The organism is Mycobacterium tuberculosis complex sp. N0072 (assembly GCF_030323725.1).
In the GTDB taxonomy this organism is placed as follows: Bacteria; Actinomycetota; Actinomycetes; order Mycobacteriales; family Mycobacteriaceae; genus Mycobacterium; species Mycobacterium tuberculosis.
Window position 1 is genome coordinate 4,301,628 of the sequence record NZ_CP040689.1, and the last position, 18,770, is coordinate 4,320,397.

The window sequence follows — 18,770 nt, forward strand, 5'->3', positions numbered from 1 at the left end:
CGCAACCACTAAGCTTCTCTATCTACCGTCACATTCGCAACCTTTAGATTGCAGATATCGATAAAATCACCCGCGCGACAAGACCGCCATGTCATCCTTTCGATGTTATTTCGCCGGCCTGGGGAAAGCGCAACGACGTTGCCTACACGTTCCGCCGTCCCACCGTTGGCAATGCGCATACACACCGATCTAATTGCCCTCAGATATGCGGTAACGGATTCGCGAGCGACCGGATTATCTGGGAATAGCACGCTCGCCGCGGTCTCGTCGAAACGACCGACCATCGTACTTAGCGGATAGGTGACCCTCCCGTCGCTGTAGGTACCAACGTTGAGGCCCTCGAACAGTTTCGTCACCGCCGAGAGCGGTCCCACTTGTGCGTCGAAAAAGTTCACCAGGGAAAAAAGCGGTTGGGGCCTGCGCAGCGACGGCGACAATTCGACGACCCGTTCGAACGGCACTTTCGCCAGATCCGCACCAGTATCGAAGGAGGTCTGCGCGATTCGTGCAATCTCGTTAAAGGACAATCCGGCGACTGGAACGGTCACCGGGATCTGCCCGGTGAACCACCCCTGCGTCATAAGGTCGGCTGGTGTGCGGATATCTTTGGGAGTAATTCCAAAATAGGTATCGGCGCCGGTCAACTCGTGTATCGCGATGGCGATGCAAGCCAGCATGCCACCAATGAAACGAGCGTTCGCCGCCATGCAGGCGGATTCGAATCGCTGTGTTTGCTGCTCGTCCATTAGCATCATGCTGAGCAGGTCGCCGCCGCAGCGTACAGACGGATCTCCGAGGGGCAGCGGAAATTCCGGGAAAGTTCCGTTATTGATTTCGGCGAAGTCGATCCACGCGCGCACCTCCGGGGAATCGACGGTCAACGCCGAGGTGTACTCGTGCTGCCTGACGCAGAAGTCCACATAGCTGCCAGCCTCCGATAACCCAATCGGTGGCTCACCCATTATCAGCGCGGTGTACATCGACTGGAACTCCATGAGTCCGACTCCTACGAACTGACCGTCCGCATGCAGATGATCGATGCTGGCATAGAACGTGAAGGAGTCTGCTCGCTGAATGACTCCGAAGCTGAAGCAGTCCCAATGAAGCGAATCCGGTGTCGCCACGATGTGCTGTCGCAGGTCCGCGCTCGTCATCTCGCCATGTGTGGTCGGAACAAATTCGATATCCGCCGGATCGGCGATGCTGTGCCGAACGATGTGGTCGGTATCTCGAAGCTCGAACCAGCTGCGGTATGTATCGTGCCGACGAAGGTGCGCATTGATGACATAGGTCATGGCGCGCAGATCGCAGTGACCAAACACCTCAACGGACGCAATGAGCAGCCGCGAGTGATCGAGCCCCCGGGCAGCCTGCTCAGAAAAGCTCCGAATTTGTCTGGCTTGTACATAACTGGGAGGCACAGCACTCACCGGCGCTGCAAGGGCTTTCGCGCACGAGGCAGGTGTTGGGTGCCACGAAACTAACACGCCGGGCGCTGGGTCCCAGTCTTTGACCGCTGACAACTCTACTGGTCCTATTCGCACTAATAGCTCCTATTTCAGCGCGTGCGGAATACGTATGCGGCGAAACGTTCTTACTGTGACGACAGCGCGGCAGCAGGAGCGTCGTCGGGCGCCAGCTGTTCATACAAGTGATCCGCTAAGCCCCGCACCGTGGCGCTGACGTTCTTGGGTGCCAACCGGATTCCGGTCTCGGTCTCGATCCGAGTGCGCAGCTCTAGTGCGCCCAACGAATCAAGTCCATACTCGGGTAGCGGGCGGTCAGGGTCGACGGTGCGCCGCAGAATCAGGCTGACCTGCTCGGCGACCAGCTGCCGAAGCCGCGCCGGCCACTCGTCGCGTGGCAGCTCGTTCAGCTCGACGCGGAATTTGCTTGTGCCCGAACCGTTGCTGCTGGAGAACACTTCGAAAAACCGGCTGCGCTCTGCGAAGGCGACCAGCCACGGGGCTCCGATGACCGGGGCATAGCCGGTATAGACGCGGTTGTGGCGCAATAGCGCCTCGAACGCGTAAGCACCTTCGTCGGGAGTGATCGCCGTGTAGTTGCTTTCCTCCAATGCCGAAGCCCGCGCGGGCGATGCCGACCACCACCCCAACTGGCCGATATCCGACCAGGCTCCCCACGCGATCGCGGTAGCCGGCAGGCCCTGAGCTTGCCGCCAATGCGCGAAGGCGTCCAGCCAGCTGTTGGCCGCTGAGTAGGCACTCTGTCCCGGCGAGCCGGTGAGAGCTGCCGCCGACGAAAACAAGCAGAACCAGTCAAGCGGCTGTCCGCTGGTTGCTTCATGCAACTCCCAGGCACCGTGAACCTTTGGCGCCCAGTCGCGCGCCAGCAACTCGTCGGTGATATTGGCCAAGGTGGCGTCCTCGACCACCGCGGCCGCGTGTAGCACGCCTCGTACCGGAAGCCCGGTGGCCACAGCGGTCGCCACCAACCGCTCCGCGGTACCCGGTTGGGCGATGTCACCGCATTCCACCACGACTTCAGAGCCCATCGCCGCGATGGCCTCGATCGTTTCCCTCATCTTTTGCGTCGGCTGGGTGCGGGAATTCAGCACGATCCGGCCGCAACCGGCCGCGGCCATCTTCTCGGCCAGGAACAGCCCTAGCCCACCGAGGCCGCCGGTGATGATGTAGGAGCCGTCGGGACGGAACACCTGAGCTTGTTCCGGAGGCAGGGTAACGAGGCTTTTTCCGGTCTGTGGGATGTGGAGGACGAGTTTGCCGGTGTGCTCGGCGTTGCCCATCACACGGATGGCGGTGGCCGCCTCGACGAGGGGGTAATGGGTGCTCTGCGGCATCGGCAACTCGCCGGCTGCGGTCAAGCGATAGACCGTGCCGAGCAGGTCGCGCAGCTCTTCTGGGTGTGTCGCAGACAGCAACCCCAGGTCTACGGCGTAGAAGGACAGGTTGCGCCGGAAGGGAAAGAGCCCCAGCTTGGTGTCACCATAGATGTCGCGCTTGCCAATCTCGACGAACCGTCCCCGGAAGGCGAGCAGTTTCAGCCCGGCAAGTTGCGCGGCGCCGGTCACCGAGTTGAGCACGACATCGACACCCCGGCCGTTAGTGTCCCGCCGAATCTGCTCGGCGAACTCGATGCTGCGCGAGTCATAGACATGCTCAATACCCATGTTGCGCAATAGCTCTCGACGCTGTGGGGTACCGGCGGTGGCGAAGATCTCAGCGCCCGCCGCGCGGGCTATAGCGATCGCCGCTTGTCCGACCCCGCCGGTGCCGGAGTGAATTAGCACCGTGTCACCCGCCCTAATCCGGGCGAGCTCATGCAGTCCGTACCAGGCGGTGGCGTGCGCGGTGGTCACCGCAGCGGCCTGTGCGTCACCCAGGCCCGGTGGCAGCGTCGCGGCCAGCCGAGCGTCACACGTGACGAATGTGCCCCAGCAGCCGTTAGGCGACATGCCACCAACATGGTCACCAACCTTGTGGTCAGTGACGCCTGGTCCGACCGCGGTCACCACGCCGGCGAAATCCGTGCCCAGCTGGGGCAGGTGTCCCTCGAAGCTGGGGTAGCGACCGAAAGCGATGAGTACATCGGCAAAGTTGACGCTGGACGCACGGACCGCAACCTCGATCTGTCCTGGTCCTGGTGGAACGCGGTGAAACGCGGCCAGCTCTATCGTTTGCATATCGCCGGGGGTACGGATCTGCAGGCGCATGCCGCTCTGCTGATGATCCGCGACGATGGTGCGCCGCTCCTGAGGACGCAACGGGGTCGGACACAAGCGCGCCACGTACCACTCGTTGTCTCGCCAGGCGGTCTCGTCTTCTTCCGACGTGGCCAGCAATTGGCGTGCCAGCTGCTCGACACCGGTCTGTTCGTCCACGTCGATCTGGGTGGCACGCAGGTGAGGGTGCTCGGCGCCGATCGTCCGCAGTAGACCACGCAGCCCGCCCTGCTCAAGATTGACGCAGTCGTCGGCCAGCACCCGCTGGGCACCCCGCGTCACGACGTACATGCGCGGCACCGCCCCGGGAAGGTCTGACAATTCGCGAGCGATACCCACCAGCCGGCGAACGTACTCAGCGCCGCGATCCGCGCTCCCCTGATGCGGCGTACCGGTGTTCGACCCGGTGAGCACGACCACGCCGCTAAACTCGTCGCTACCAACTTGATCGCGTAGCTGGTCGGCGGCGGCCAACTGGTCGTCGTGCAGTGGCCACCGCATCGTCGTGCACGCCGCGCTGTGTTCCCTAAACGCGTCCGCTAGCCGGGTAGCGGTCACATCAGAGGCAGCGCAGTCACTGATCAGCAGCCATTTTCCAGCGCCAGAGGGGTCCATCTCGGGCAGCTCACGCTGGTGCCATTCGATGGTGAGTAAGCGCTCATTCAGCACCCGATTGTGTTTATCGCGCTCGGACACTCCCGTACCGATTCGCAGTCCGCACACGGCCAGCAACACCGTGCCGTGCGCGTCCAGCACGTCGATATCGGCCTCGACGCCGACCAACTCGACTTTGGTCACCCGCGTGTAGCAATAGCGAGCGGTACGCACCGGAGCATAGGCACGGACTCGGCGCACCCCCAACGGCACCAATAGGCCGCTACCTACCGACTGGCTATCGGGATGCGCGCCGACCGACTGGAAACAGGCATCCAGGAGGGCCGGGTGGATTGCGTACAGGCCCTGCTGCGAACGAATCGAGCCGGGCAGCGCGACTTCGGCCAGCATTGTGGCGGTCGCATCCTCCGCGACATAGGCCACGGCCAGGCCTGTGAAGGCCGGACCATATTGCACACCGTGCTTGTCGAATTGCCGGCGCAGATCCTCACCGTCCACGCGGCAAGGGTGGGCTTCCAATAAGGAGGCCATGTCGTACGCCGGCGGCTCGCATTCGCCGGATACCTGCTGCAGCACCGCCGACGCACGCCGCAAGTGATGCCCAACGCCTTCCTGCAAGGCCTCGACGGCGAAGTCGACGACACCGGGCGAGGTCACCGTTGCCACGGTGGACACCGGGGTCTGGTCATCCAGCAGCAGCATCGCCTCAAAGCGCATGTCGCGTACTTCGGACTGCTCGCCGAGGACGGCACGGGCCGCAGACAACGCCATCTCGCAGTAGGCGGCCCCTGGAAGAGCAGCCACGTTGTGTATCCGGTGATCGCCCAACCAGGGCAAGGTTGCGGTACCAACATCGGCCTGCCAGGCGTGGCGTTCCGGCTCTTCGGGCAATCGCACGTGTGCGCCCAACAACGGGTGCACGGCTACCGTGGAGCCACCCGGCGACCGATTGTCAACGCCTTCGCGGTCATAGAACAGGAACCGGTGCGACCACGCCGGCAGCGGAGCATCGACCAAGCGGCCTTGGGGACAGAGCACCGAGAAGTCCACTGCCGCACCAGCGTTGTGCAGATCCGTCAGCAGGCGACGGAGCCCCAGCGGCAATGGCTGCTCCCGCCGCATACCGGCCAGCGCGGCAACCGGCATGCCTACACTGCCGGCAATCTGATCGACCGCGTGGGTCAGCAGCGGGTGCGGCGAAAGCTCGGCGAAGACTCGGTACCCGTCGTCGAGCGCCGAGCGCACCGCAGCGGAGAACCGCACGGTGTGGCGCAAATTGTCGGCCCAGTAACGCGCGTCGCACGCCGGCGCTTCGCGCGGGTCGAAAAGCGTCGCCGAATAGTAGGGAATCTCAGGAGCTTTCGGATTCAGGTCGGCCAGCGCAGCTATCAACTCGTCGAGGATCGGATCCACCTGCGGCGAATGCGAAGCCACGTCGACGGCCACCGCCCGCGCCAGCACGTCTCGCCGCTCCCATATGTCGACCAGCTTGCGCACCGACTCGGTGCCTCCGGCGATCACGGTGGACTGCGGCGCGGTCACCACGGCGACCACCACATCGTCGATGCCTAGAGCGGTCAATTCCGACTGCACAGCTAAGGCAGGCAACTCCACCGACGCCATCGCCGCGGAACCGGCGATCGTCGCCATCAGTTTTGATCGTCGGCAGATGACGCGTACCCCATCTTCGGCTGACAGCACTCCTGCGACCACAGCCGCGGCCGACTCACCCATTGAGTGGCCGATCACGGCGCCCGGGCGCACTCCGTATGCCGCCATCGTGGCTGCCAACGCGACCTGCATCGCGAAGATGGTCGGCTGAACTCTGTCGATGCCAGTCACGGTCTCGGGCGCCGTCATCGCCTCGGTGACCGAGAACCCGGACTCCGCGGCGATCAATGGCTCTAGCTCCGCAACGGTCGCGGCGAACACCGATTCGTTCGTCAGCAGATCGGCGCCCATCGCTGCCCACTGCGACCCTTGCCCGGAGAATAACCAGACCGGCCCGCGGTCATCCTGCCCCACCGCGGGCTGGTAAACGGTGTCACCGTCGGCGACCTCGCCCAAGCCGGCAATCAGCTCGTCGACGCTGCTCGCGATGACCGCCGTGCGCACCGACCGGTGCGTACGCCGCCGCGCCAGCGTGTACGCAAGATCCGAGAGCACCAGGGAGTCGGCGTGCTGCTGTATCCAGTCGGTCAACCGCTGAGCAGTCTGCCGCAGCGCGTCGGCCGAGGAAGCGGACAGCGTGAACAAGGCAGGGGTGCCGGTCGGGGGGGTGCTCGCCGCGTGGGGCTGGGCTTCGGTTTGCGGAGCTTGCTCCACAACAGCGTGCACGTTCGTTCCCGAGAACCCATAAGACGACACTGCCGCCCGCCGGGGCACCTGACGACCGTTGGTGGGCCACGGTGTGGTCACCTCGGGCACGAAGAGGTTGGTGGTGATGCCAGCAATCTCATCGGGCAGCCGAGTGAAGTGCAGATTACGTGGAACCACACCATGTTTCAGAGCGAGAACCACCTTGATTAGCCCTAGCACCCCGGCGGTCGACTGGGTGTGTCCGAAGTTGGTCTTCACCGATGCGAGTGCGCACGGGCCGTCGACCCCATACACCTCGGAGACACTTGCATATTCAATGGGGTCACCGATCGGGGTGCCGGGGCCGTGCGCTTCGACCATGCCGACCGTCGCGGCGTCCACGCCACCGGCAGCCAACGCCGCTCGATAAGCCGCAACCTGTGCGGGCTGCGAAGGCGTCGCGATATTGACCGTGTGGCCATCCTGATTTGCGGACGTGCCACGAATTACCGCCAGGATCCGGTCACCGTCGGCCAATGCATCCGGCAACCGCTTGAGCACCACCACGGCACAACCCTCGCCTGACACGAACCCGTCAGCCGCGACATCGAACGCGCGACAACGTCCGGTCGGGGACAACATGCCCAAAACGGATCCAGCAGCGGCCTTGCGTGGCTCCAGCATCAAGGCGACACCCCCCGCCAAGGCAACGTCGCTTTCACCCTCGTGCAGGCTGCGACACGCCATGTGCACGGCCGTCAGGCCGGACGAGCATGCGGTATCAACGGTTATTGCCGGACCGTGCAGTCGCATCGCGTAGGCGACCCGGCCCGACGCCATGCTGAAGCTGTTGCCCAGATATCCGTACGGCTCCTCCAATTGTTTGGCGTCGGCCGCCACCATCGTGTAGTCACCATGGGTGACACCCGCGAACACGCCGGTCGCCGAGCCTGCCAGCGTTTGCTGAGTAAGACCGGCGTGCTCCATGGCCTCCCAGGACGTCTCCAGCAACAGACGTTGCTGCGGATCGATCGCAATCGCCTCCCGCTCGCCGATGCCAAAGAACTCGCAATCGAAATCCGCGGGGTTATCCAGGAAACCGCCCCACTTGCACACCGTCCGACCGGGCACGCCCGGCTGCGGGTCGTAGAACTCGTCGCAATCCCACCGGTCCGGCGGCACCTCGGTGATCAGGTCGTCGCCTCGTAACAACGCCTTCCACAACAACTCGGGGGAATCGATCCCGCCGGGCAGCCGGCAAGCCATGCCGATAACAGCAACCGGAGTCACACGTGGTTCAGCCAACGTCCATGCACCCCTATCTGCACCAGTGCCTGACGCCGCCGACCCCAAGCCCAATGCCGGAGGCGATACGTAGCCTAACTAGCAATCCTTCGATGTAGCTGTGTCTTTGGTGGCTCTTTAGTTCTAAGCGGCTGTGCTACTGGGGCACTGGGCCCTACTTCGGTTTGTCGTGGCATGGGCAGCCCGCGGTCTGCCGCAGTCTGAAGTTCGCGGCCTGAGCGCGCGCTATCTTCCACGCCGGGCCGGTAGTCTGACGCTTCATGGTTTCGCTTTCCATCCCCTCGATGTTGCGCCAGTGCGTCAACCTGCACCCGGACGGCACGGCATTCACTTACATCGATTACGAACGGGATTCGGAGGGCATAAGTGAAAGCCTGACGTGGTCGCAGGTGTATCGGCGAACCCTAAACGTTGCAGCAGAAGTCCGCCGCCATGCCGCAATTGGTGACCGTGCAGTGATATTGGCCCCACAAGGACTCGATTATATTGTTGCTTTTCTGGGCGCTTTACAGGCCGGTCTTATTGCGGTTCCACTTTCGGCTCCGCTCGGCGGCGCCAGCGATGAACGTGTTGACGCGGTAGTGCGTGACGCGAAACCCAATGTCGTTCTGACAACATCCGCGATAATGGGCGATGTCGTCCCGCGCGTTACGCCACCGCCCGGTATTGCCAGCCCGCCAACGGTTGCGGTCGATCAACTAGATCTGGACTCGCCGATACGATCTAATATTGTGGACGATTCTCTCCAAACAACCGCATATTTGCAGTATACGTCGGGATCGACCCGCACACCTGCCGGTGTAATGATTACCTACAAGAATATATTGGCAAATTTCCAGCAGATGATTTCCGCCTATTTCGCCGACACCGGAGCCGTACCGCCATTGGACCTTTTCATTATGTCGTGGCTACCGTTCTATCATGACATGGGTTTGGTTCTGGGAGTTTGTGCGCCGATTATCGTAGGATGCGGCGCTGTGCTCACAAGCCCGGTGGCGTTTCTGCAGCGACCAGCCCGGTGGCTGCAATTGATGGCACGCGAGGGCCAGGCGTTTTCGGCGGCACCGAACTTCGCCTTCGAACTGACGGCAGCAAAAGCAATAGATGACGACTTGGCCGGGCTCGACCTTGGACGGATCAAAACCATCCTCTGCGGCAGTGAAAGGGTGCATCCGGCGACCCTCAAGCGCTTTGTCGACCGGTTTAGCCGTTTCAATCTTCGAGAATTCGCAATTCGGCCCGCGTACGGACTCGCGGAAGCCACGGTGTATGTGGCGACCAGCCAAGCCGGCCAACCCCCAGAAATCCGTTACTTCGAACCCCACGAACTTTCCGCTGGGCAGGCCAAGCCGTGCGCAACCGGGGCGGGCACAGCTCTGGTCAGTTACCCGCTGCCGCAATCACCCATTGTTCGGATCGTCGATCCCAACACCAATACCGAGTGCCCACCCGGAACAATCGGTGAGATCTGGGTACACGGCGACAATGTCGCCGGCGGCTATTGGGAAAAGCCTGACGAGACTGAACGCACCTTCGGAGGAGCACTGGTCGCTCCCTCGGCCGGCACACCCGTAGGGCCTTGGCTACGAACTGGCGACTCGGGCTTCGTGTCTGAGGACAAGTTTTTCATCATCGGCAGAATAAAGGATCTGTTGATTGTTTACGGCCGCAATCATTCTCCCGACGACATCGAGGCAACGATCCAGGAGATCACTCGGGGCCGCTGTGCGGCGATAGCGGTTCCGAGCAATGGCGTGGAGAAGCTCGTTGCCATCGTCGAACTCAACAACCGCGGCAACTTGGACACAGAGAGGCTGAGCTTCGTCACGCGTGAAGTCACCTCGGCGATATCCACCTCGCATGGATTGAGCGTGTCGGATCTGGTTCTGGTGGCGCCCGGCTCGATTCCGATCACCACGAGCGGCAAGGTCAGACGTGCCGAGTGTGTGAAGCTGTATCGACACAACGAGTTCACCCGGTTGGACGCTAAGCCGTTGCAAGCGAGCGATCTTTAGTGGTCACGCGACTTGCACCCCGTCTCGGGGTTGTTCGGCAGCCATGCGGCTGCCTCCCTTCCGCGCTTCACAGCCACCAGCCGGGCAAGGCCCGGTCTTACGGTCGGCTCCACGCTTAACGACGGGAACCAGCGGTCGGCGACCACCAGCGCCGACCCGTACCAGCCCGTCTTGTAGGACAAGTGCCGGCGCGGAGTGCCCAGGGCCGAGTCCGACAGTCCGCGCCGGCGGGCGCGGGCGCCGGGAAGCCCCTTTTGCCGCAGCATCCCCGCAGCGTCCAAACCTTCAACAACGATGTGGCCGTGGGTTTGAGCCAATCGTGTTGTCAGGACATGCAGGTGATGAGTGCGGACATCGTTGACCCGGCGATGCAGCCGGGAAATCTCGGTGGTGCGCTCGCGGTAGCGCCGTGAGCCTTTCGTGCACCGCGACCGCGCACGGCTGGCGTACCGTAGCTCTTTGAGTGCCGCGTCGAGTGGCCGTGGATTGGGCACTTCTTCGAGCACTGCGCCCGCCTCGTTGGCGACCGTGGCCAGCCGGCGCACCCCGACGTCAACGCCAACCCGTGAACCGGGCTGTGCCACGTTGGGCTGCTGCGGGCGTTGCACGAGGACCCGCACACTGGCGTCGAGCCGGGTGCCGTTACGGCGCACCGAGATTGCCAGCACCCGCGCCCGGCCTGTGGCGATGAGCCGTTCAATCCGGCGTGTGTTCTCGTGCGTACGGACGGTCCCGACGACCGGAAGTGTGAGATGACGGCGATCAGGTTCGACGCGCATCGCTCCGGTCGTGAATGTCACGCGGTCCTGATCGCGGCCTTTCTTCTTGAACCGGGGGAAGCCCATTGTCTTGCCCTCACGTTTACCGGATCGGGAGTTCTGCCAGTTCCAGTACGCATCGACAGCGCCGCCAATGCCGTCGGCGTAAGCCTCTTTCGAGCACTCCGGCCACCACACCGCCCCGGTCTCGGCGTTGACACACACCTCGTCCTTGACGGTGTTCCACCGTTTACGAAGCACCCGCAGCGACGGCTTGACAGTCCCGATACCAGTAACGCGCCACGCCTCGATATCGGCTTTCAAAGTAGCGACCGCCCAGTTGTAGGCCTTGCGGCGAGCGCCGAAATGCCGCGCCAGCGCGCGGGCCTGGTCCTCGGTTGGGTCCAGCGTGAACCGGAACGCCTGCACACACCAGCCTTCTGGCACCTCGAATCTGGCCATCAAGCTGCCTCCGCGTCCCCGACCGCAGCAGCAAGGGCACGCTTGGCCCCGTTCTGTGCAGCGCGTTCACCATAGAGCCGAGCACACATCGAGGTCAGGATCTCGGTCATATCGCCCACCAGGTCGTCATCAACCTCAGCCAAGTCGACCACCACCAATTCCCGGCCCTGGGCGACAAGAGCGGCCTCGACGTACTCAGAGCCAAACCAGCAGAACCGATCCCGGTGCTCCACCACGATCCGCGTCACCACCGGATCACCCAGCAGCGCAAAAAACTTACGGCGATGTCCATTCAACGCCCAACCACCCTCGGCCACCACCTTGTCGACAGAGAGATGTTGCGATGTGGCCCACGCGGTCACCCGCGCGACCCGCCGATCCAGATCGGACCTCTGATCCGCTGACGATACCCGCGCGTACACCAACGTCCGCCCGCGCCCAGACTCCTCGACTGCCGGATCGTTCACCAGAATGAGCCGACCCACTCGCTGCGCCGGAACCGGCAACAGCCCGGCTCGAAACCAGCGATACGCGATCACCCACGCAACACCGTTGCGCTCCGCCCACACCGCCAAATTCATCCATCTGTTCCTACAGCACACCACCGACAACTACCGACCCCTCAAAACGCAACAGTTGGCAGCCCTACGATCGGCCAGCGCCTGACGGGCGGCGTTATATCCAGGGATGAACGTGATTCCCGGCCCACCGTGACAACCGGCACTGCCCAGGTACAACCCGGCTATCGGGATCGGCTGGCCGATAAAGCCTTTCGGGCCAGGCCTGTTGGGGCCGATCTGGTCCGAGTGCAGCAGGGCATGGCAGTAGTCCCCACCCGGGGCACCGAACATCACACCCATGTGTTTGGGGGTAAAGGTGGTGTACCGGAGAATGCTGCCTTTGAAGTTCGGTGCCAACCTAGTGATCTTGTCGATCACGTTCTGCCCCATTTCGACCTTTGCCCGGCCGTACCCTCCGTATTTTGAGCCACCCTCGATCGGGAACCACATTGCGAACGCCGACGCGGCCTGCTTACCCGCCGGGGCCAGGCTGGGATCATGCAGCGACGGGATCTGCAACACCACGGTCGGATCGGCCGGGACGATCCCACGCCGGCAATCCTCCCACTGCTGCTGAACCTGCTCCGGTGTACAGAAAATGCCCATCGATGCCTGCATGCTTGGATCGTTGAGTGCCTGGTAGGGCGCCGCGAAGGCCGGTGGCTGCGCGAGCGCAAAATGCATCTGCAGATAGCTGCCGCGGTGGTCGATGCGCAAATAGCGATCGCGGATTTCCGACGGCAACACTGCCGGATCGATCAGCTCGTTGATGGTGACGTCGGGTGCTATGGCGGAGACCACGATCGGGGAGGTCAAGGTGTCCCCCGCCGCGGTGCGCACGCCCCGCACGCGGGCTGACGACCGACTATTGTCAACCACGATCTCGGTCACCTTGGAACGTAACCGGACCTCGCCGCCGGTGCGTTCCAGCAATTGCGACAGATGGGTGGTAAGCGCGCCGATGCCACCGCGCAATTTCTTCCACCGCACGAAGTCGCCCTCCGGGACACCCAATCCGAAGGCGAGCGCGGCAGCGCTGCCCGGTGTGGCCGGCCCGCGATAGAGCGTGTTCACGGCCAGCACGGTCATCGACCCGCGCAGGGCGCCGTGCTTCTCGCGGTCCGGGAAATGGCGGTCCAACACGTCGGTGACCGATCCGAACAGCATGTCATCGATCGCTGACCGTTCGAATTCATTTGTGGCACAGGCATACATCTCGTCGAAGCTCTTGGGCAGAGTTCCGGCTTCGAAACGCCCCAGCGCCCGGGTCGGCGCCTGGCTCCACGCCAGCAGGCCCGCCATCCCGGTGACGGCGTCTGCCCCGTGCACCCGATGGAGGTGGGTAAGCATCTTCGTCGGGTCGGTGAATTGGACCACCGGATCGTCCCCGACACCGCGCAACGCTACCGACATCACCTCCAGATCGACCGTCGGCAAGCTGTCCAGGCCTAACTCGCTGCTGACCGCCGAGGAGGTCGGGAACTGCACCGATCCGGCGATCTCGAACCGGTACCCGTCGAACAGCTCCACCGTGGAGGCCATCCCGCCGGCGTAGCGCTTAGCGTCCAGACACGCGGTCCGCAGTCCGGCTCGCTGCAGCAGCACTGCCGCGGTCAGCCCGTTGTGCCCGGCGCCGATAACTATCGCGTCATAACCAGTCATACGCGTCTCCAGCAATGCAGGCTCGCACGCGCTCGATGTTTTGTCAATTATGACGAAACTGTGAGGGTGGTCCAGGTGTCGGAGATGCCGACGCGCAGCGACTCCAGTGCGACGTGGCAGACCCGCGCCAGCTCCCCGAGCGACCGGTCACTCCCAAGCATCCAGGCTTCCATCGCGCCGAACACCGCCGCGGCGACGCATCGTGCGGTGACGGCGATGTGCAATCGGGCATCGGGTGCACCCGCGATATCGCAGTTACGTCGCCGCAATTGGGCCTGGATGGCATCGGCGAAGTCGGCTTCCACCTCGCGCATATGGCGGACGATCCGGCTCGGCTCCAACTCGCCGCGCCGCAACGACGCAATCTTCGTCACTGCGTCAACGTCATAAGGAAACGAGAAGATAGCCGCTTGCACGGAATCGATGATCGATTCGTCGGCCGGTCTAGCATCCAGCGCCGCGCGAAACCAGTGCAGTCCGGCGTCGTAGTCGGCAAACAGCAAATCGTGCTTGGATCTGAAGTGGCGATAGAAAGTACGCAGCGACACCCCGGCGTCCTCCGCAATCTGCTCGGCTGAGGTAGCCTCGACGCCCTGGGCCAGAAATCGCACCAGGGCGGCCTGGCGCAGTGCCTCGCGAGTGCGTTCGCTGCGCGCCGTCTGCGGGGGCCGGACCATGACTGCAAGCTATCGTCAATTTTCGTTCTGTCAACATTGACAAAACTGTTGGCCACGGCGAGACTGCGCGCATGGTGTCGCTTCTTGTTCACGCTGCGCTGGGAGTAGTCGTCATCGGCTGGATCGTCTCGTCGAACCCGAAGGTTTTCACCAGGCCGGCCGGCGGATCGTGGTTCTCGCTGCCGGAGTGTGTGTACTACGTCGTCGGTATTGCCTCGATCGCGCTGGGGTGGTACTTCAACATTCGTTTTGTGCAGCAGTACGCGCACGGAGCCGCCAACCCTCTCTGGGGTCCCGGCAGCTGGGCGGAGTACGTCCGGCTGATGTTCACCAACCCGGCGGCCAGTTCGGCCGGCCAGGACTACACCATTGCCAACGTGATCCTGCTGCCGCTGTTTTCCACCACCGACGGCTACCGACGTGGTCTGCGGCGGCCCTGGCTGTATTTCGTGAGCAGCCTGTTCACCAGTTTTGCATTCGCGTTCGCGTTCTACTTCGCCACCATCGAACGTCAGCACCGACACGAACGTTCCCGTGCGACGGTCGGCGCCTAGGCGGCGACTGGCTTGGTGGCCCGCCACCTCAGGCGAGCGCCCGCGACATCGACGTGGATATCAGTGAATCCCACAGCTCGCAGCCGACCGGGGAGGTCCTCCGGGGCGATCGGAGTGTAGGTGTCGGCGATGTGTATTAGGCGAAACGGCAGCGACGGCACACCGTCGCTGCCGGCAAAGACGCCACCTGGTTGCAGCACCCGGTACGCCTCAGCGAATAGCTGGTCCTGCAGTTGGGCGCTGGCAACATGGTGCAGCATCGTGAAACACACCACGGACGTGAAGTGATCATCGGGCAGCCCGGTCTGGGTGCCATCGCCGCGGATGATGCGCGCCCGCTGGCCGTAGCGGCGGTTCAGGCGCTCGACCATCGAGTTGTCGACTTCAACGGCGGTGAGCGAGGCGGTCAGGCCAAGGAGCGCTTGCAGTGTCGCCCCATAACCGGGGCCGATCTCCAGCGTCCGGGGGCCGAGTTCGACGTGCTGCAACGCCCAGGGCAGGAGCTGATTGGCCACCGCTTTTTCCCAGCCTGCCGAGCTGCAATGACGCCGATGTAGAAGATTCATGGCCATGGCCCAGAACACTAGTTAGCCACCGGCCGGCAGTCTTCCGATATTCTGCCTTAATATGTCGGAAAACAGCCACCACAGGCTGGCCACAACCTCGTTGACGCTCCCGCCGGGAGCGCGGATCGAACGCCACCGCCATCCGTCACACCAGATCGTCTATCCGTCCGCAGGGGCGGTCTCGGTCACCACTCACGCGGGAACCTGGATTACGCCGGTAAATCGGGCAATCTGGATACCGGCGGGCTGTTGGCACCAACACAAGTTCCACGGCCACACGCAATTTCACGGCGTAGCGCTGGATCCGCAGCGCTATCGCGGCGGCCCGGCAACCCCGACGGTGCTCGCGGTCAATCCGTTGATGCGCGAACTCATCATCGCGTGTTCGCAGGCCGACCGAACCGACACCGACGAGCACCACCGGATGTTGGCCGTACTGCAGGATCAACTGCCAACAACGAGCATCCGCGAGCCACTGTGGGTTCCCTCACCAACCGATCGCCGGTTGCGGCACGCGTGCGCGTTGATCGCCGACAACGTGACCCAGCCCTTGACGCTGCAGCAGATCGGCGGCCGGATCGGTGTCAGCCAGCGCACGCTGAGCCGTCTGTTCAGCGACGAGCTGGGTATGACGTTCCCGCAATGGCGCACCCAGCTGCGCCTGCAACATGCGCTCGTGTTGCTCGCCGAGCGCCACGACGTCACGTCCGTGGCGTCCGAATGCGGTTGGGCCACACCAAGCGCGTTCATTGACACCTACCGACAAGCCTTCGGACACACTCCCGGCCAAGCCGCTAAGCCAATGGCGGCGACCCGCCTCACCCGGCTCCGCCGCGCTCGCGATCGCCGCTAAGCGACCGGCTCCAGCACTTCGACACCCACGAACGGAACCAGTGCGTCCGGGACTCTAACGCTGCCGTCGGGCCGCTGGTGGTTCTCCAGGATCGCAACCAGCCACCGGGTGGTGGCCAGCGTTCCGTTGAGGGTGGCCGCGATCTGCGGCTTGCCGCTGGCATCCCGGTAGCGGGTCGCCAACCGGCGCGCCTGAAAGGTGGTGCAGTTCGACGTCGACGTCAGCTCGCGATAGGCCCCCTGCGTCGGAATCCACGCCTCGCAGTCGAACTTGCGGGCGGCCGACGAGCCGAGATCACCCGCGGCCACGTCGATGACCCGATACGGCACCTCGATGCGTGCCAGCATCTGGCGCTGCCAGCCCAGCAGCCGCTCATGTTCGTGCTCCGCGTCGGCCGGTGTGCAGTAGACGAAGCCCTCGACTTTGTCGAACTGGTGCACCCGGATGATGCCGCGCGTGTCCTTGCCATGGCTGCCGGCCTCACGTCGGAAACACGACGACCAGCCCGCATACCGCAGCGGCCCGCGGGAAAGGTCCAGAATCTCGCCGGAGTGATACCCCGCCAGCGGTACCTCGGAGGTGCCCACAAGGTAGAGGCCGTCGCCCTCTACCCGGTACACCTCCTCGGCGTGGGCGCCTAGAAATCCCGTGCCTACCATCACTTCCGGGCGCACCAGCACCGGCGGGATCGTAGGGACAAAGCCGTTGTCGACGGCTAGCTTCAGCGCCAGCTGCAGCAATCCAAGCTGCAGTAGGGCACCCCGACCGGTCAGGAAGTAGAACCGTGAACCCGACACCTTGGCGCCGCGCTGCATGTCGATCAGGCCCAGCGACTCGCCGAGCTCCAGGTGGTCCTTGGGGTTCTCGAGGTAGCTGGGCTCGCCGACGACGTCGAGCACCGCGTAGTCGTCCTCCCCGCCGGCGGGTACCCCGTCCACGATGACATTCGAGATCGCCAGGTGCGCCGCGGTGAACGCCGCCTCCGCTTCGACCTCGTCGGCCTCAGCGGCTTTGACCTGCTCGGCGAGTTCCTTCGCGCGCCGCAGCAGCGGCGGGCGCTCTTCGGGAGACGCGCCACCCACGCTTTTGCTGGCGGCTTTCTGCTCGGCCCGTAACGAATCGGCGGTCGAGATCACGGCCCGGCGGGCGGCGTCGGCCGTCAGCAGGGCATCTACCAGCGCCGGGTCCTCGCCGCGGCTGAGTTGTGAGCGGCGTACCGCGTCGGGGTTTTCACGAAGCAGCTTCAGGTCGATCACGGCCGCAAGACTACTTTTGACGCCCAGTCAGGGTGGCGGCAGAGGACCATCCACCCGCGATGAAGCGATCCCGCAAGCTGACAACTGCAACATTGGTCATGCGGCCCCGCCGACCCTGTCAGAATGGAGCGGATGTTGGACGCGCCCGAGCAGGACCCCGTCGATCCCGGCGACCCGGCCAGCCCCCCGCACGGGGAGGCGGAACAGCCGCTGCCCGGGCCTCGGTGGCCACGCGCCCTGCGCGCGTCGGCGACCCGGCGAGCGCTACTCCTCACCGCTTTGGGTGGCCTGCTGATTGCCGGGCTGGTCACCGCGATTCCCGCCGTCGGCCGCGCGCCGGAGCGGCTGGCCGGCTACATCGCCAGCAATCCGGTGCCCAGCACTGGCGCCAAGATCAACGCTTCGTTCAACCGCGTCGCCAGTGGTGACTGCTTGATGTGGCCGGACGGCACGCCGGAGTCTGCCGCCATCGTCAGCTGTGCCGACGAGCACCGGTTCGAAGTCGCCGAGTCCATTGACATGCGGACATTCCCCGGCATGGAGTACGGGCAAAACGCTGCTCCCCCGTCGCCCGCCCGCATTCAGCAGATCAGCGAGGAGCAGTGCGAAGCTGCTGTGCGCCGCTACCTCGGCACGAAGTTCGATCCCAACAGCAAGTTCACCATCAGCATGCTGTGGCCCGGCGACCGGGCGTGGCGGCAGGCCGGTGAGCGCCGCATGCTCTGTGGCTTGCAGTCGCCCGGTCCGAACAACCAGCAGCTCGCCTTCAAGGGCAAGGTCGCCGACATCGACCAGTCCAAGGTCTGGCCGGCCGGTACCTGCCTGGGCATCGATGCCACCACCAACCAGCCGATCGACGTGCCGGTGGACTGCGCGGCACCGCACGCGATGGAGGTATCCGGCACGGTCAACCTGGCCGAGAGGTTTCCCGACGCGCTGCCGAGCGAACCCGAGCAGGACGGGTTCATCAAGGACGCGTGCACCCGGATGACGGACGCCTACCTCGCACCCCTCAAGTTGCGTACCACCACCCTGACGCTGATCTACCCCACGCTGACGCTGCCCAGCTGGTCGGCGGGTAGCCGCGTGGTCGCATGCAGTATCGGCGCGACCCTGGGCAACGGGGGGTGGGCAACCCTGGTGAACAGCGCTAAGGGGGCGCTGCTGATCAACGGCCAGCCGCCGGTACCCCCACCCGACATTCCCGAGGAGCGGCTCAACCTGCCGCCGATTCCGCTTCAGCTGCCAACGCCTCGGCCCGCCCCCCCGGCTCAGCAGCTGCCAAGTACCCCACCAGGCACTCAGCACCTCCCTGCCCAACAGCCAGTGGTTACGCCCACCCGGCCACCCGAATCGCATGCGCCAGCGTCGGCAGCACCGGCCGAGACCCAGCCACCGCCACCAGACGCCGGAGCGCCGCCGGCGACCCAATCACCAGAGGCCACACCGCCTGGCCCCGCCGAGCCCGCACCGGCAGGCTAGCCGG

General features: G+C 64.1%; 11 protein-coding genes and 1 pseudogene. 4 read left to right on the plus strand and 8 right to left on the minus strand.

What is annotated here, in order from left to right:
- Positions 1–8 precede the first annotated feature (8 nt).
- Together papA1 and pks2 are read right to left on the minus strand one after the other, a co-directional pair.
- A complete protein-coding gene (gene papA1 / locus FF952_RS20130; RefSeq protein ID WP_003899711.1) occupies positions 9–1,544 on the minus strand; it encodes an acyltransferase PapA1 in 1,536 nt (511 codons plus the stop codon).
- 50 nt (positions 1,545–1,594) lie between these two features.
- Positions 1,595–7,975, minus strand: coding sequence for a phthioceranic/hydroxyphthioceranic acid synthase (gene pks2, locus FF952_RS20135; RefSeq protein WP_003905168.1), 6,381 nt, complete (start codon positions 7,973–7,975; stop codon positions 1,595–1,597).
- 206 nt (positions 7,976–8,181) lie between these two features.
- Here pks2 and fadD23 point away from each other — a divergent pair, with 206 nt between their 5' ends.
- A complete protein-coding gene (gene fadD23, locus FF952_RS20140; protein ID WP_003899713.1) occupies positions 8,182–9,936 on the plus strand; it encodes a long-chain-fatty-acid--CoA ligase FadD23 in 1,755 nt (584 codons plus the stop codon).
- Between the two features lie 3 nt (positions 9,937–9,939).
- On the opposite strand, the pseudogene tnpB reads toward fadD23, so the two are convergent.
- From tnpB to FF952_RS20160, 4 genes and pseudogenes are all read right to left on the minus strand, one after another.
- Positions 9,940–11,156 (minus strand): annotated as a pseudogene (tnpB, locus tag FF952_RS20145) (IS607 family element RNA-guided endonuclease TnpB).
- Positions 11,156–11,737, minus strand: coding sequence for an IS607-like element IS1537 family transposase (locus FF952_RS20150; RefSeq protein ID WP_003420870.1), 582 nt, complete (start codon positions 11,735–11,737; stop codon positions 11,156–11,158). Before FF952_RS20150 ends, tnpB begins: the two are co-directional and overlap by 1 nt.
- A 30-nt stretch (positions 11,738–11,767) precedes the next feature.
- Positions 11,768–13,378, minus strand: coding sequence for a phytoene desaturase family protein (locus FF952_RS20155; protein WP_003902755.1), 1,611 nt, complete (start codon positions 13,376–13,378; stop codon positions 11,768–11,770).
- Positions 13,379–13,425: 47 nt separating this feature from the next.
- The gene (locus FF952_RS20160) at positions 13,426–14,055 is read right to left on the minus strand and encodes a TetR/AcrR family transcriptional regulator (protein ID WP_003899717.1); all 630 of its coding nucleotides are present in this window, start codon (positions 14,053–14,055) and stop codon (positions 13,426–13,428) included.
- A 71-nt stretch (positions 14,056–14,126) separates the two neighbouring features.
- On the opposite strand from FF952_RS20160, the gene FF952_RS20165 reads away from it, so the two are divergent.
- Positions 14,127–14,609, plus strand: coding sequence for a DUF2834 domain-containing protein (locus FF952_RS20165; protein WP_003420879.1), 483 nt, complete (start codon positions 14,127–14,129; stop codon positions 14,607–14,609).
- Here FF952_RS20165 and FF952_RS20170 read toward each other — a convergent pair.
- Positions 14,606–15,181: a class I SAM-dependent methyltransferase gene (locus tag FF952_RS20170; protein ID WP_003902756.1), complete on the minus strand. Its 576-nt coding sequence runs from the start codon at positions 15,179–15,181 to the stop codon at positions 14,606–14,608. The genes FF952_RS20165 and FF952_RS20170 overlap by 4 nt on opposite strands.
- Before the next feature lie 55 nt (positions 15,182–15,236).
- Between FF952_RS20170 and FF952_RS20175 the strand changes: the two genes are divergently transcribed.
- Positions 15,237–16,028: an AraC family transcriptional regulator gene (locus tag FF952_RS20175; protein WP_003905170.1), complete on the plus strand. Its 792-nt coding sequence runs from the start codon at positions 15,237–15,239 to the stop codon at positions 16,026–16,028.
- On the opposite strand, the gene serS is transcribed toward FF952_RS20175, so the two are convergent.
- A complete protein-coding gene (gene serS / locus FF952_RS20180) occupies positions 16,025–17,284 on the minus strand; it encodes a serine--tRNA ligase (protein WP_003420889.1) in 1,260 nt (419 codons plus the stop codon). The two genes, FF952_RS20175 and serS, sit on opposite strands and share 4 nt — an antisense overlap.
- Positions 17,285–17,416: 132 nt before the next feature.
- Here serS and FF952_RS20185 point away from each other — a divergent pair, with 132 nt between their 5' ends.
- Complete coding sequence (locus tag FF952_RS20185) at positions 17,417–18,766, plus strand: septum formation family protein (protein ID WP_003420892.1); 1,350 nt, start codon at positions 17,417–17,419, stop codon at positions 18,764–18,766.
- Positions 18,767–18,770 lie beyond the last annotated feature (4 nt).